The following is a 14,866-nucleotide window of genomic DNA, read 5'->3' on the forward strand; positions in this document are numbered from 1 at the left end:
CCCTCGGGAGTCCGCCGCCATGATGGTGCTTTACTCTGGAACCACCTGCCCCTACTCGCACCGCTGCCGATTCGTGCTGTTCGAGAAGGGCATGGACTTCGAAATCCGTGACGTCGATCTGTTCGCCAAGCCGGAAGACATCGCGCTGATGAATCCGTACAACGAGGTGCCCATCCTCGTCGAACGCGATCTCATCCTGTACGAGTCCAACATCATCAACGAATACATTGACGAGCGTTTCCCGCACCCGCAGCTGATGCCGGGCGATCCGGTGGCGCGCGCCCGCGTGCGTCTGTTCCTGCTCAATTTCGAGAAGGAACTGTTCGCACACGTCAACGTGCTGGAGGGCCGTGGCCAGACCACCAAGCCGACCGACAAGCAACTCGAGAAGGCCCGTTCGCAGATCCGCGATCGTCTCACCCAGCTCGCGCCGATCTTCCTGAAGAACAAGTACATGCTTGGCGATGACTTCTCGATGCTCGACGTGGCCATCGCGCCGCTGCTGTGGCGTCTGGACTATTACGGCATCGACATGTCCAAGAATGCCGCGCCGCTGCTGAAGTATGCCGAGCGCATCTTCTCGCGCCCTGCCTACATCGAGGCGCTGACGCCCTCCGAGAAGGTGATGCGCAAGTAAGTCCGCGCACGACCGAAGCACTACACTGAGCCGCCATGGATCAAAGCGCAGACGGTGGCATGCCCACGGCCAGCATCTCGACCCGGCCCTATCTCATCCGGGCCTTGCACGACTGGTGCACCGACAACGGCTTCACGCCCTACATCGCGGTGCATGTGGACCGTTTCGTGCAGGTGCCCAGCGAGTACGTGAGCAACAACGAGATCGTGCTCAATGTCGGCTTCGATGCGACCAGCGGCCTTGAACTCGGCAACGAGTTCATCCAGTTCAAGGCCCGCTTCGGCGGTGTGGCGCGCGAGATCGTGGTGCCGGTCGATCATGTCGTGGCGATCTATGCACGGGAAAATGGCCAGGGCATGGCATTTCCGCCGCCAGCAGCAGAAGTCAAGGCGCCTGTTGCGGTGGCGCCGGCAAGCGCCACGGAGAAGCCGGCCTCTGCAGTTGGCCGCCCGGCGGCGCCGCTACGCGGCCTGCGTTTGGCCGGCGGCGCTTCAGACGGCCATCAGGCCGAGCAACCTGCTGACGTGCATCCGGGGCCGGACGGTGATGACCCGCAAGGGCCGGCACCGGGTGGCAGCCGTCCGTCGCTCAAGCGTGTGAAGTAGCGCAGTCCAAATCGAGAGGATCGCAGCTTACTTCATCTTTGAAGGCCGAGATTGCCCCTACAATTCGGCCTCGCCTCGATGTGAATCGAGGCTCAAGCCTAGCCGGCTTAGCTCAGTTGGTAGAGCAACCGCCTTGTAAGCGGTAGGTCGTCAGTTCGAATCCGACAGCCGGCACCACACCCCTCCCGATTTTTTCGTCTTGGCTGGCGCGGCTTCAGCGCTGCTGCTGCACCTTGATGCGAAGCTTGGCCGGTGGCAGTCCTTGCTCGGCCAGTAGTTCCAGTAAGCGCGGCTGCATTTGCCTGAGTTTTGCTGCGACGGCGGCGTTCGCGGCCAGCAGTGTCCAGCCTTCTTCATCGATCGGACCGGGCTTGACGAAGCGCCGCAGCGCGCCGGGCAGTGCCACCGCAACGATCTCCATGCGCCGGTTCGACTCCTGCAGCAGGTAACCCAGGCGCGCCAACGCATCGTGCTGCTGCAGCGCCCGCGAGATGGGCAAGGGCTCGGGGACCTGGGCGGTTCTCGGTGGCGGCAGGTAGCGGGCTTGACGCATTGTTCAAGTGTAGTGGTCGAGGCCCTCAGAGCGTCTACCGGCCGACGGGGCTTGCAACCCCGGTGCTAAACTCGTCCGGTTTTTTCGCGCGTGTTTCCTGCCGTGGTGCTCCGCATCGGGGTTTGCCTGGGGAGCGCTTGTGAAAGCGGTTCGTCCGCCCCATATGGATGTGGCTTTCCCGCAAGAAGCCATGCCCCTGAGGGTGTGGCGGCCAGCGTAGAACACCCGAACAGCAAGCAAGACATCGATCCATAGGGCTGCACGCCGGGCCACCCGTCCGGCTTATCTGCTCGGCCGGCGTCGACCGGCGCCAGTCCATCAAGTCCAAGAAACCCAACGCTGCATGTTGCCCAAGCTTCTCACCCAGATTTTCGGTAGCCGCAATGAACGCCTTCTCAAGGGCTATCGGCGCATCGTCCAGCAGATCAACGCGCTGGAGCCGCAGTTCGAGGCGCTCGACGACGCGGCACTGAAGGCCAAGACCGAGGAGTTCAAGCAGCGCCTCGCCGCGGGCGCGACGGTGGATGACATCCTGCCCGAGGCCTTCGCAGTGTGCCGCGAGGCCAGCAAGCGGGTGCTCAAGATGCGCCACTTCGACGTGCAGTTGATTGGCGGCATGGTGCTCAACGCGGGCAAGATTGCCGAAATGGGCACCGGTGAGGGCAAGACGCTGACCGCGACCTTGCCGGTCTACCTGAACGCGCTGACCGGCAAGGGCGTTCACGTGGTGACGGTCAATGACTATCTAGCTCGCCGTGACGCCGAGTGGATGAGCAAGCTCTACAACTTCCTCGGCATGAGCGTGGGCATCAATGTCCCTGGCCTGGATCGAGCCGAGAAGCAGGCTGCGTACAACGCCGACATCACTCATGGCACGAACAACGAATTCGGCTTCGACTACCTGCGCGACAACATGGTCTACGAGACCCGGGACCGCGTGCAGCGTGGCCTGGCCTTCGCCATCGTCGACGAGGTGGACTCCATACTGATCGACGAGGCGCGCACGCCGCTGATCATCTCTGGCCAGGCGGACGACCAGACCGATGTGTATCTCGCGATCAACAAGGTGGCGCCGAAGCTGAAGAAGCAGATCGGCGAGCTGGACCCGCGCACCGGCGAGGGCGTGATCGAGCCAGGCGACTTCACCGTTGACGAGAAGTCGCACCAGATCTACCTCACCGAGGACGGTCACGAGCATGCCGAGGCGCTGCTGAGTCAGGCCGGCCTGCTGCCTGAAGGCGCCAGCCTCTACGACGCTGCCAACATCTCGCTGATGCATCACCTGTACGCGGCTTTGCGCGCGCACCATGTGTATCACCGTGACCAGCATTACGTGGTGCAGAACGGCGAGGTCATCATCGTCGACGAGTTCACCGGCCGTCTGATGACTGGTCGGCGCTGGAGCGACGGCCTGCACCAAGCCGTCGAGGCCAAGGAGGGTGTGGCGATCCAGAGCGAGAACCAGACCCTGGCCTCGATCACTTTCCAGAACTACTTCCGCATGTACGGCAAGCTCTCGGGCATGACCGGCACGGCCGACACCGAGGCCTATGAGTTCCAGGAAATCTACGGTCTGGAGACCGTGGTCATCCCGCCGAACCGCCCGCGTGTGCGCCGCGACGAGCTGGACCTGGTCTACAAGACCAACAAGGAAAAGTACGACGCCGTCATCGCCGACATCCGCGAGTGCTACGAGCGCGGCCAGCCTGTGCTGGTCGGTACCACCTCGATCGAGAACTCGGAGCTCGTCTCCAAGCTGCTGGATCAGGCCAAGCTGCCGCACAACGTGCTCAATGCCAAGCAACACGCCCGCGAGGCCGAGATCATCGCCCAGGCCGGCCGCCCGGGCATGATCACCATCGCCACCAATATGGCCGGCCGCGGTACCGACATCGTGCTTGGCGGCAATGTCGAGAAGCAGGTGCAGCTGATCGAGGCCGACGACAGCATCCCGGCCGACGAAAAGGCTCGGCGCATCCAGCAGCTGCATGACGAGTGGCAGGGCCTGCACGACAAGGTGCGAGCCGAAGGCGGTCTGCGGGTGATCGCCACCGAGCGCCACGAGAGCCGCCGCATCGACAACCAGCTGCGCGGCCGCTCGGGCCGCCAGGGTGATCCGGGCTCTTCTCGCTTCTATCTGTCGCTGGACGACCCGTTGATGCGCATCTTCGCGGGCGACCGCGTGCGCGCCATCATGGATCGCCTGAAGATGCCCGAGGGCGAGGCCATCGAGGCCGGCATCGTCAGCCGCTCCATCGAGAGCGCACAGCGCAAGGTCGAAGGCCGCAACTTCGACATCCGCAAGCAGCTGCTCGAGTACGACGACGTTTCCAACGACCAGCGCAAGGTCATCTATCAGCAGCGCAATGACATCCTCGAGGCCCAGAGCCTGGTGGAGCAGATTGCCGCACTGCGCGCGAGTGCCCTTACCGATGTGGTGCGCACCTTCGTACCTGCCGAGAGCCTGGAGGAACAATGGGACCTTGCCGCGCTGGAGCGCGTGCTGAAGGATGAGTGGCAGCTTGAGGTCGCGCTCAAGGCCATGGTCGAGAAGAGCGACTCGGTCACCGACGAGGAGATCGTCGAGGCGGTGCTGCAGGCCGGCGACGAGCTGTTCAAGAGCAAGATCGACCGTGTCGGCCCCGAGCAGTTCACGCCCTTCATGCGCATGGTGCTGCTGCAGAGCGTCGACCAGCACTGGCGCGAGCACCTGGCCGCGCTGGACTATCTGCGTCAGGGCATCCATCTGCGCGGCTATGCGCAGAAGAATCCCAAGCAGGAGTACAAGCGCGAGGCCTTCGAGCTGTTCTCTCAGTTGCTCGACATGGTGAAGATGGAGGTCACGCGCGTACTGCTGACCGTGCGTATCCAGAGCCAGGAAGAGGCCAGTGCAGCGGCCGAGGCGATCGAGCAGCGCGCGGAGCATGTCGCCAACGTCACCTACACCCATCCCAACGAGGATGGCTCGGTGTCACAGGAGCCTGCCACGCCGGCAGGCGCCGCTGCCGGCGCCCAGGCCTACGCCCACGTCGGTCGCAACGAGCCCTGCCCCTGCGGCAGTGGCAAGAAGTTCAAGCACTGCCACGGCAAGCTGGCCTGACAGTCTGCTGCGCCGGAGAGCCGCGTCGGTGTCAACGCGGCACTGTAGTTGTCGGTGTGATGGGGCCTGGCTGCCCTTGGGGTGTGCGATTGTTGGCAATCTGCGCCCCACCAGCCACGTGCTTGGGGGGATGTTCCGGATTTGTCAGTCCCATAAAGTAGGGGTCATGAAATCTGGGCAAGATACTGCTTGATCCCAGTCATCAAAGGGCCACTGAACACTATGAAACTCGTCAGGCTGTTGGTCGCGACACTCGCCGCAGGGCTGCTGGGCGCGTCGGCTCATGCCGACAGCTTTGAGGTGCCTCTGATCGGCGCTGGCGATAACAAGTCGGCTTCGATCTCTCGTGTCCTGACGACGCCTGGCGCGTTCACCGACACCTATACCTTCACAGGTCTGAGCGAGTTCTACAGTGTCAACAGCGTGCTGAGCACCATCATTGGCGCGGCAAGGCATGACATCGACTTCACTAGCGTCACGCTGAACGGCGTGAGCTACAGCCTGACCCAGAGCTTCTTTGCGAGCAATCCAGACGGCCGCGAGACAGCCAGTTTTGCCTCGATGTCGTTCAGTGGCCCGTTGACGCTGACGGTCAACGGCGTGTTCACGACCGCGCCAGGCGGTGGCAGCCCGGTCGGCACCTACAGTGGCACCCTCAATGTCACGGCAGTCCCCGAGCCGCAGAGCTATGCGCTATTCGGTGCGGGGCTGCTGCTCTTGGGCTGGTTGTCCTGGCGGCGCTCGGCGCAGGCCTGACTTGAACCTTGTGCTGCGATCCCAACACGGAAGTACCCCCCGCCATGATCAAACGACTAATCACCGCAGTGCTGGCTTCGATCGCCCTGGCCCTTCCTGCTGTGGCATCGCCCGTTGTCTGGAACGTCACTCTCGTCGGGAATGGCGTCGGGCAGGACCTGACTGCTGGTCTGAGCAGCCCGGGAGGATCGAACAAGGTTACCTTCACGACCCCAGGCAGCTTCCACCATCGCTTCAAGTTCAGCTATGCGGGTAGTGGCTGGCTCAACGGTCTGCTGACGCATGTGGCAGACACGGAAATGTGGGAGAAGTTCGGCATTACTTTTGACCGTGCGGTGTTCCTGGACTCGGAGCTTCAGGAGATTGCGGGTTCAGACTTCCTGTTTGACATTTCAATGGAACAGGATGGTTTCACTCAGACCACGGTCGGCTATTCGGATTTCATTCGGGTCTCTGGCGATTTCTACCTCGACGTCTTGGGCAAGGCCGGTACTACCAGTGATGTTCGCAATCCCAGCTACAGCTACAGCGGCCTGGTGCAGATCACGCCGACCTCGGATGTGCCTGAGCCGGATGCGCTGCTGCTGACCCTATCGGCCTTGGCGGCTGCCGCCTGGATCGGCCGCAGGCGCCTGCGCTGAACCGTCTAGCTTCGGCAAGAACCTTTGAACTGAAGAGGCCCCTAGCGGGCCTCTCTGCATTGCGCCCGCCAGTCCTGCAACGTGCACGGCGCGATCAGGCAGGCGGGCTTCGATCCCTACAATTCAAGCGATCGATCCATCCATTGCCTGAAAGCCAGTACCCGCCATGCCCGTCAACCTCACCGCTCCCGACCCCGCTTCGCTTCATGCTGTCCCCGGCGTGCGCCTGGGCATCACCATGGCCGGCGTGCGAAAGGCCAACCGCAAGGACCTGAGCGTGATCGCGCTCGACGAGGGCAGCGCGGTGGCCGGCGTGTTCACGAAGAACCGTTTCTGCGCCGCACCGGTGCAGATCTGTCGCGAGCACCTTGCCGCTGGCGCGGGCATCCGCGCCATCCTGATCAATACCGGCAATGCCAATGCCGGCACCGGCGAGGACGGCCTGGCCCGTGCGCGCCAGAGCTGCGATGCGCTGGCGCAGGCCATGGGCATACAGGCCAGCCAGGTGCTGCCGTTCTCCACCGGCGTGATCATGGAAACGCTGCCGGTGGAGCGCATCATCGCCGGCCTGCCGGCCGCGCTCGCCGCGTTGCGCGCCGATGCCTGGGGCGAGGCGGCCGAGGGCATCATGACCACCGATACGCTGCCCAAGGCCGCGTCCACGCAGGTGCAGATCGGCGGCCAGACGGTCACCATCACCGGCATCTCCAAGGGCGCCGGCATGATCCGTCCGAACATGGCCACGATGCTGGGCTTCGTCGCCACCGACGCCAACATTGCGCCCGAGCTGCTGCAGGGTCTGGTGCGCGACGCGGCCGATGCCTCGTTCAACCGCATCACCATCGACGGCGACACCTCGACCAACGACTCCTTCGTGCTGATCGCCACGCGCAAGGCCGCGAATGCGGAGATCACCTCGCTGGCCAGCGCTGAGGGTCAGGTCTTGCGTGATGCGGTGATCAAGGTCTCGCAGCAGCTGGCCCAGGCCATCGTGCGCGACGGCGAAGGCGCCACCAAGTTCATCAGCATCACCGTCGAGGGCGGCCGCGACGAGCACGAATGCCAGCTTGCCGCCTATGCGATCGCGCACTCGCCGCTGGTCAAGACGGCCTTTTTCGCCAGCGACCCCAACCTGGGCCGTATCCTCGCCGCGGTGGGCTATGCCGGCATCGCCGACCTCGACCAGACGCTGATCGAGATGCACCTCGACGATGTGCACGTGGTCACCAAGGGCGGGCGTCATCCGCAGTACCGCGAGGAAGACGGCCAGCGCGTGATGAAGCAAAGCGAGATCGGCGTGCGCGTGCACCTGCACCGCGGCGTGGCCCGCACCACCGTGTGGACCTGCGACCTCAGCCACGACTACGTCAGCATCAACGCCGACTACCGCTCCTGATCAGAAATCCACCGCGCGGGTACGCAGCCCGCTGGCGATCAGCGTCGCATTGACGAGTTGCGCCTGCTCGCGGCTGGCAAAGGGCCAGATGGCCGGTCGCCAGCCATCCTTGGTCTGGAAGACCTGGGCTTGCAGCGACGAAGGATCGCGCACCGTCTGGCTGAGCTGCGCGCTCATGCGCGCCAGCGTTGCTTCGGCGTCTGCCTTGTTGCGCGAGGCGGGGCCGACCAGGGCCACCTGGCGTCCCGCTGGCGCGGCGGCCGGAGGCTGACGCGCGCCGGCGTCCTGGCTTGCCCGGGGCGCTTCAGTCGCGCGGTTGGCCGGCCGGTCGACGCGACTCTCCACCGCGCCCAGAGCCTTGCCGGGATGGCTGGCTGTCTCGCTCCTGGCGGGCTCGACGCGGGCAGCCGCGGGCGGCTCTGGCTCGGACTTCGGCGCCGACTTGGCCGGCGCTTCGGCAGGGCGTGCTGCGCCATCGGCCTTGGCCGCGGGTGCGGGGGCGGGTGCGTTCATCGCCGGTCCCGACGGGCGCGGGCCGGGTGGCTTGAATTGCGGGCGGATATCCGGAATGCCCTGAGGGGACGGAATGAACGGCACCTCCGCAGCAGCAGGCGCGGAGGAGTTGGCAGCCACCGCGCTGGCTGCCGACGACACGGCGGATGCGGGCCGCTCGCTGCCTGGCAGCGGCGATGCGGCCTGCGAAGCCGGCGCCTCGACCGGCAAGGGTGCGGAGGCCGCCGCAGAGGCGGGCTGCACGGCCGCAATCGGCGCCGCGCTAGGCGCCATGGCCGGCGCCGAAGCCACCAGCCCCTGCGCATCCGGTCCGGGCTCCTGGCTCGGCGGCCTTTGCTGCCACCACAGCGCCGCCGCGCCCACGGCGAGCAGCAGCGCGGGCAAACCGAAGGCCAGCATCAGCCGCTGCGGATCCAGGCAGCGCCGGCCCAGCACATGCAAGGTGTTGCCACTGCCCAGGCTGAGCAGCACGCGCGTGCGCGCCGGCCCCGCGTCGATGCCCGCCGTGACCAGATAGAGCTCGATCGGCCAAGCCCCGGAAGCCTTGCCTGACAGGCGCACCATCAGGTCTTCATCGATTTCGATGGTGCGCTGCGGCCAGTCCGCCTCGCCCGGCGGCGTGGTGTAACCATGCGCCAGCGCGAACTTTGCGATGCGTCGCGGCGACAGCCGGCTGATGAAGCGCTCGCTGAACAGCGGCCAGCCCTTGTCTCCGCTGACCCCGCTGGCTGCTGGACTGGGCAGCAGCCGCTTGATCTTCGCGCCCAGGCCGGCCGCGGGCGGCGTCGCGTTGGCAGCGGCTGCCTGCTCCTCGGGCGCCAGCGTGGTGTGCTCATGCACCGGCTCGGGCGCCAGTGCGGGCTCGACCTGCACGGCCGCGGCCCGACCGCTGCGCAGGAACGGCAGCCCGACGACGCCGATCGTGTGCACGTCGAAGATGCTGATGCGTCGTGCCAATGGGTGGCGGTTGTGCCACTCCACCAGCTGTTCCGCCAGTCTGTCCATGCGCTCCTAGCCCTGCACGCGGAACCGTTCCGCGCCTTCCCGGGCACGAAGCTTACCCCGGCAGTTCGCGCGTCCAGCCGGGCATCAGCGCGGCGATTCCGGCCCAATCTAAGCGGCCGGCCGTGGTGGATGTCACGGACGCTGCAGTTCCATCACGATGGGGCAATGGTCCGACAGGCCCAGTACCGGCTCGCTCTCGCCGGTCGAGGCGGCACGGCTGGCGCCTTCGGTGCCCAGCGCCACCTTGCGTGCCTGACCCGCCTTTCCGGCCAGCGAGGCCGAGACGACGAAGTGGTCCAGCCCCACCGGATTGCGGCAGCCCAGCGTGGCCGCCAGCGGCACGAGCTCGCGGCGCGGCACGGCCTCGCTCTTGCTGCGCTCGCACAGCGCGTTGTTGGCGGCGCCGCCGCAGTCCAGCGGCAGCAGCGCGGCGGCCAGAGGCTTGCCATCGAAGACCTCGCGGAAGAGGTTCTGCGTCTTCACGCCCGCAGGCAGCGGCGTCGTCAGATCCGTGCTGCCGTCGCTGCGCACGGGCCTGGCACCGTCGGCGCCGCGCAGCTCATGCCAGAGATTGCGGTTGAAGTCGCCCAGCACGACGAAGCCCGCGGCGCCGTCGCCCAGTCGCTCCACCATAGCCTCCAGCGGCGCGACCTGCTGCTGCAGGACGGGGCAGGGGTCCTTGATGCCACGTTCCGTCCCCTGGTCTTGGTCCAGCCGGCCGCGCCCGTCCAGCGGCGTGACGCAGCCGGACTTCAGGTGCAGGGTCATGAAGCGCAAGACCTGACCCTGCAGGTTCAGGCTCAGCGTCAGCGCCGGGCGCAGTTGCTCGGCCGCCGGCAGATGGTCCAGCACCAGGCCGGCATCGAGCTCGCAGCGGCCCTCGCCCAGGCTCTTGCGCCAGGCGAAGGCCAGGCGCTGCACCTTGTAGCGCCCATCGAAGGAGCAGACGTGAAAGTCCTGGGCCCGCGCGCCCAGCGCCTCGCGCACGGCCGCCGTGCCCGAGACTTCCTGGAAGGCCATCACATCGGGCCGGATCTCGTCGGCAATCAGCCGCGCCAGCCGTTCGTTGCGGGCGGCCAGCGCGCCGCGCGTGACCACCAGGCCCTCGCGGTTCACGCCCTGGTAGGCGCCGCAGGGCGGCATCACCGACAGGTCCACGCCCTGCAGCTGCGCGCGCGACTCGCGTACATCCCAGCCGGGCAGGGCGCCTGGCGTGCCCGCCGCCACCGGCTTCCAGATGCCGTCGGCCTCGTCGCGAGCGTAGTGCTTGCTGCACTGTGCGGCCCAGTTCGGTTGCTCGGCCAGCGAGACATGCCAGCCCAGGTTCCAGCTGGCGATGCGCAGCGGCGCGGTGTCGGTGGCGCTGGCCAGCGGCGGCAGCAAGAGCAGGCTCGCGGCGGCGGCAAGCGCGAGGCGGTGGCGAAGGTTCATCGGGCGGGCTGTGGCGGCCTTGTGGGCCGCTGCATGGGTCGCGAAGCCGGCAATGCTAATGCAGTGCCCGCGCTGGCCCGCTGCCCTGGGCTCAGCCCGGCAGGCCCAGACCGAGCAGGCTGCGCGCCACGGCCTCGGCCACCTCGATGCCATCGACGCCCGCGGACATGATGCCGCCCGCATAGCCCGCGCCTTCGCCAGCCGGGTAGAGGCCGCGGGTGTTCAGGCTTTCGTAGCTGTGGCGGTCGCGGTTGATGCGCAGCGGCGAGGAGGTGCGCGTCTCCACGCCGGTGAGCACCGCGTCGTTCATGCTGAAGCCCTTGATCTGCCGCTCGAAGGCGGGCAGGGCTTCGCGGATCGCGTCCAGCGCGTACTCGGGCAGGCTAGGCAGGTCCTTGCGCTGCAGGTCGGTCAGCGTGACGCCGGGCTTGTAGGAGGGTTCGACGCGGCCGAGCACGCGGCTTCTCTGGCGCTTGATGAAGTCGCCCACCAGCGCGCCGGGCGCACGGTAGTCGCCTTCGCCCAGCTCATAGGCACGGCTTTCCCAGATGCGCTGGAAGGCCATGCCGTCCAGCGGGTTCACCGGGCTACCGTCGGTCTTGCCGTCCTGACGGTAATCCTCGGGGCTGATGCCTACGACGATGCCGGCATTGGCATTGCGCTCGTTGCGCGAGTACTGGCTCATGCCATTGGTGACCACGCGCAGCGGCTCGGAGGTGGCCGCCACCACGGTGCCACCGGGGCACATGCAGAAGCTGTAGACCGAGCGCCCGTTCTTCGCGTGATGCACCAGCTTGTAGTCGGCCGCGCCAAGGATGGGATGGCCGGCATTCGGGCCGAAGCGCGCCGCGTCGATGATGCTCTGCGGATGCTCGATGCGGTAGCCGATCGAGAAGGGCTTGGCTTCCATCTGCACGCCGCGCTGCTGCAGCATCGCAAAGGTGTCGCGCGCGCTGTGGCCCAAGGCGAGGATCACATGGTCGGAGCGGATCTGTTCGCCCGACTCCAGCACCACGCCGCGCACCTGGCGCCGGCCCTGCGCATCGGTCTCGATGTGCAGGTCGCTCACCTTCTGCTGGAAGCGGATCTCGCCGCCCAGGCGCTCGATCTCGGCGCGGATCTTGATGACCATCGAGACCAGGCGGAAGGTGCCGATGTGGGGCTTGCTGACGTAGAGGATCTCCTCCGGCGCGCCGGCCTTGACGAACTCGTCCAGCACCTTGCGCGTCAGGTGGCGCGGGTCGGAGATCTGCGAGTAGAGCTTGCCGTCGGAGAAGGTGCCGGCGCCGCCCTCGCCGAACTGCACGTTCGACTCCGGATTGAGCTCGCTCTTGCGCCACAGGCCCCAGGTGTCCTTGGTGCGCTCGCGCACCTGCTTGCCGCGCTCCAGCACGATGGGCCGCAGCCCCATCTGCGCCAGGATCAGCGCCGCGAGGATGCCGCAGGGGCCGAAGCCGATCACCAGCGGGCGCTTGTCCACGGGGAAATCGGCCGGGGCATGGCCGACGAACTTGTACGTGGTGTCGGGGCTGGGCTTGATGTGCTTGTCGTCGGCCAGGCGGGCCAGCACGGCGGCTTCGTCGGCGACCTCGCAGTCCAGCGTGTAGCTCAGCACGATGGCCGTCTTCTTGCGCGCGTCGTAGCCGCGGCGGAAGACATGCACGGCCTTCAGCGCCGCGTCGGGAATGCCCAGCTTGGCGAGTACGGCGGGACGCAGCTCGTCCTCGCGGTGGTTCAGCGGCAGGCGTAGTTCGGTGATGCGGATCATGGTTAGCGATCAATGCATGGCGTCGAAAAAGAAACAGGCCCTGCCGATGGGCATGGGCCTGTGACTGGGATGCAGGCGGGACGGGCCCGCCTCGGCATCAACCCGAGTGCGGACGCTTGCCCGGGTTCTTCTTGCTGCGGGTGTGCGAACCGCGCTCCAGGCTGCGGCGCTGGCCGGCGCCCATGCGCGACGGCGTGCCGGGCTGGCGCGGAGTGGCGCGGCGATCGGCTTCGGTTTTGATCTTGTTGCCCATGAATGGCTCCGTTGGATAGGAAAAATGACAGCAGGCCGACGGCCAGGCCGCGGATTTTAGCCGCTGTCGCGCCGGGTGGGCTGGCCGCGGCCCGACAGGGGTCGCTGCCGCGACAGCGGCGCCGGAACGGCTCGGCGATGATGGCGCCATGGGAATGCTTCACTTGGTGCGCCATGGCCAGGCCAGTTTCGGCGCCGACGACTACGACCAGCTCAGCGAGCTCGGCACGCGCCAGTGCCGCATGCTGGGCGAATACTGGCAGGCCAGGGGCCAGCGCTTCGATGCGGTGCTCACCGGCACGCTCAAGCGCCACCGCCAGAGCTTCGCCGCGATCGCCGAGGGCCTGGGCGTGCGCCCGGATCCGCTGGAACTGCCCGGGCTGAACGAGTACGACAGCGACGCGCTGCTGCACGCGATCCATCCCGAACCGCTGGCCAAGCCGCGCAATGCCGAGGAGGTGCGCGGGCACTTCCGCTTGCTGCGCCAGGCGCTCGCAGCCTGGATGCGCGCCGAGATCGAGCCTGCGGGCATGCCGAGCTTCGCCGATTTCTCGGCCGGCATCGCCGATGCCCTGGACCATGTTCGTGAGCGCTGCGAGGGTCAGGTCTTGATCGTCTCCAGCGGCGGGCCGATCTCCACCGCGGTGGCTCAGGTGCTGGGCGCGCCGGTCGAGACCGGCATCGATCTGAACATGCGCATCCGCAACAGCGCGGTCACCGAGTTCGTCTTCAACCCCAAGCGCCATTCGCTGCACAGCTTCAACGTGCTGCCGCACCTGGATGCGCATCCGCAGCTGGTCAGCGCGACCTGATTTCCGCAGTGCCGCGTCCGAGCGGCGGGGGAGGGCAGAATCTCGCCTTGCCCTGCCGTTCGCCGCCTGCCCATGCTTTTCACACCGCTGCTCCAAGACGAGCCCGCCACCAGTCCCGATGCGGTGCAGCGTTTCCTGCGCCTGCTGCAGACGGCGCTGGCCGATCGCAGCTTCGCCCGGCTCCTGCTGGCCAAGCCGGTCGGCGAGGACAAGAGCATCGAGCGGCTGACCGTGCGCGAGGTGCAGCTCAAGGGCGAGCGGCAACTGAGCTTTCTCTGGCGCCATCAGACCAAGGACATCACCAAGAACCACCCGCTGGATCAGGGGCTGATGCAGATCGCCGCCTTGCTGGGCCGCGACTTCCTCAATGCCCACCTGCACACCCGCAGCGCCGGCGGCGAGCAGGAGGTGCAGCTGGCCTTCAGCCGCAAGGGCAAGCCCAGCCTGCGCGTGGCCAAGGCGCAGAGCGGCGACACGGCGCCGGCAGCGCCTGAGCATGACAAGAGCAAGCACCGCGAACTCGCGCTCGCCAGCCCCTTCTGGCTGGACCTGGGCCTGACCCACAGGGGCAAGGGCGGCAACGCGGGCGACACCGCCCCCGAGCTGGTGCCGGCGATGGCGCGCAAGTGGAAGCAGATCAACCGCTTCATCGAGATCTTCGGCGCCGCCTTCAAGGCCTCAGCGCTGGCGGCCAGCCCGGACGTTCATGTGGCCGACTTCGGCTCGGGCAAGGGTTACCTGACTTTCGCGATGTACGACTGGCTGACTCGCCAGGGCAAGGATGCGCAGGTGGTGGGCGTGGAGCTGCGCGACGACATGGTGGCGCTGTGCCGCGGCGCGGCGGCGATGCATGGCCTTGCCGGCCTGCGCTTCGACCAGGGCGACGTGCGCAGCTACACGCCGGCGCGGCTGGACGTGATGATCGCGCTGCACGCCTGCGACATCGCCACCGACTACGCCATCCACCTGGGCCTGCGCGGAGGTGCGCAGATCATCATGTGCTCGCCGTGCTGCCACAAGCAGCTGCGTCCGCAGATGAAGATGCCGCCGCTGCTGCGACCCATGCTGCAGCATGGCATCCACTTGGGCCAGGAGGCCGAGATGGTGACCGACTCGCTGCGCGCGCTGCTGCTGGAGGCCGAGGGCTACGACACCCAGGTCTTCGAATTCGTCTCGCTGGAGCACACAGGCAAGAACAAGATGATCCTCGCGGTGAAGAAGCAGGGGGTCGCCGCGGCGGCGGCGGCGGCGCGACGCGACGAGGTGCTGGCCCAGATCGCCGAGATCAAGCGTTTCTACGGCATCCGCGAGCAGGCGCTGGAGACGCTGCTGGCTGCCGCCTGATCGGGCTGGCGGGCAGCGCGCCCGGCCGCGGCGAGCTGCAGGCGTGGCTCCGG

The 14,866-nt window shown here is 66.9% G+C and carries 13 protein-coding genes and 1 tRNA gene; 9 read left to right on the forward strand and 5 right to left on the reverse strand.

Translation table 11 applies throughout. The features are described from left to right. Positions 1-19 precede the first annotated feature (19 nt). The 3 genes from AC2EBS_RS00520 to AC2EBS_RS00530 all read left to right on the forward strand — a co-directional run bounded on the left by AC2EBS_RS00520 (position 20) and on the right by AC2EBS_RS00530 (position 1,419). Positions 20-637, forward strand: a complete 618-nt coding sequence (locus tag AC2EBS_RS00520) for a glutathione S-transferase N-terminal domain-containing protein (protein WP_484726434.1) — start codon at positions 20-22, stop codon at positions 635-637. Positions 638-672: 35 nt separating this feature from the next. Further along, on the forward strand, positions 673-1,242 hold the full coding sequence (locus tag AC2EBS_RS00525) for a ClpXP protease specificity-enhancing factor (RefSeq protein WP_484726435.1): 570 nt from the start codon (positions 673-675) through the stop codon (positions 1,240-1,242). 101 nt (positions 1,243-1,343) lie between these two features. Beyond that, positions 1,344-1,419, forward strand: a tRNA-Thr gene (locus AC2EBS_RS00530). A 37-nt stretch (positions 1,420-1,456) separates the two neighbouring features. Here the strand turns inward: AC2EBS_RS00530 and AC2EBS_RS00535 are convergent. Beyond that, entirely contained in the window at positions 1,457-1,795 is a 339-nt protein-coding gene (locus AC2EBS_RS00535) for a hypothetical protein (protein ID WP_484726436.1), read from the reverse strand. A 343-nt stretch (positions 1,796-2,138) separates the two neighbouring features. On the opposite strand from AC2EBS_RS00535, the gene secA reads away from it, so the two are divergent. The 4 genes from secA to argJ all read left to right on the forward strand — a co-directional run bounded on the left by secA (position 2,139) and on the right by argJ (position 7,688). Then, on the forward strand, positions 2,139-4,895 hold the full coding sequence (gene secA, locus AC2EBS_RS00540) for a preprotein translocase subunit SecA (RefSeq protein WP_484726437.1): 2,757 nt from the start codon (positions 2,139-2,141) through the stop codon (positions 4,893-4,895). 222 nt (positions 4,896-5,117) lie between these two features. After that, positions 5,118-5,651, forward strand: a complete 534-nt coding sequence (locus tag AC2EBS_RS00545) for an FxDxF family PEP-CTERM protein (RefSeq protein WP_484726438.1) — start codon at positions 5,118-5,120, stop codon at positions 5,649-5,651. A gap of 44 nt (positions 5,652-5,695) precedes the next feature. Then, the gene (locus AC2EBS_RS00550; RefSeq protein WP_484726439.1) at positions 5,696-6,292 is read left to right on the forward strand and encodes an FxDxF family PEP-CTERM protein; all 597 of its coding nucleotides are present in this window, start codon (positions 5,696-5,698) and stop codon (positions 6,290-6,292) included. Between the two features lie 166 nt (positions 6,293-6,458). After that, on the forward strand, positions 6,459-7,688 hold the full coding sequence (gene argJ, locus AC2EBS_RS00555; RefSeq protein ID WP_484726440.1) for a bifunctional glutamate N-acetyltransferase/amino-acid acetyltransferase ArgJ: 1,230 nt from the start codon (positions 6,459-6,461) through the stop codon (positions 7,686-7,688). Here the strand turns inward: argJ and AC2EBS_RS00560 are convergent, their stop codons facing one another. The 4 genes from AC2EBS_RS00560 to AC2EBS_RS00575 form a co-directional block, all read right to left on the reverse strand. Beyond that, positions 7,689-9,206 (reverse strand): hypothetical protein, encoded by a 1,518-nt coding sequence (locus AC2EBS_RS00560; protein ID WP_484726441.1) that lies wholly within the window; start codon positions 9,204-9,206, stop codon positions 7,689-7,691. It lies immediately after the preceding gene. Between the two features lie 132 nt (positions 9,207-9,338). Further along, a complete protein-coding gene (locus AC2EBS_RS00565) occupies positions 9,339-10,637 on the reverse strand; it encodes a hypothetical protein (protein WP_484726442.1) in 1,299 nt (432 codons plus the stop codon). A gap of 91 nt (positions 10,638-10,728) precedes the next feature. After that, positions 10,729-12,405: an NAD(P)/FAD-dependent oxidoreductase gene (locus tag AC2EBS_RS00570; RefSeq protein WP_484726443.1), complete on the reverse strand. Its 1,677-nt coding sequence runs from the start codon at positions 12,403-12,405 to the stop codon at positions 10,729-10,731. A gap of 97 nt (positions 12,406-12,502) precedes the next feature. Next, positions 12,503-12,658 carry a hypothetical protein gene (locus AC2EBS_RS00575; protein ID WP_484726444.1) on the reverse strand — a complete coding sequence of 52 codons (156 nt, stop codon included), beginning with the start codon at positions 12,656-12,658 and terminating at the stop codon, positions 12,503-12,505. Between the two features lie 148 nt (positions 12,659-12,806). Here AC2EBS_RS00575 and AC2EBS_RS00580 point away from each other — a divergent pair, with 148 nt between their 5' ends. Together AC2EBS_RS00580 and AC2EBS_RS00585 are read left to right on the forward strand one after the other, a co-directional pair. Further along, positions 12,807-13,469: a histidine phosphatase family protein gene (locus AC2EBS_RS00580; protein ID WP_484726445.1), complete on the forward strand. Its 663-nt coding sequence runs from the start codon at positions 12,807-12,809 to the stop codon at positions 13,467-13,469. A gap of 72 nt (positions 13,470-13,541) precedes the next feature. Then, positions 13,542-14,813 carry a class I SAM-dependent methyltransferase gene (locus AC2EBS_RS00585; protein WP_484726446.1) on the forward strand — a complete coding sequence of 424 codons (1,272 nt, stop codon included), beginning with the start codon at positions 13,542-13,544 and terminating at the stop codon, positions 14,811-14,813. Positions 14,814-14,866: the final 53 nt, after the last annotated feature.

Source organism: Roseateles sp. T103 (genome assembly GCF_057219915.1).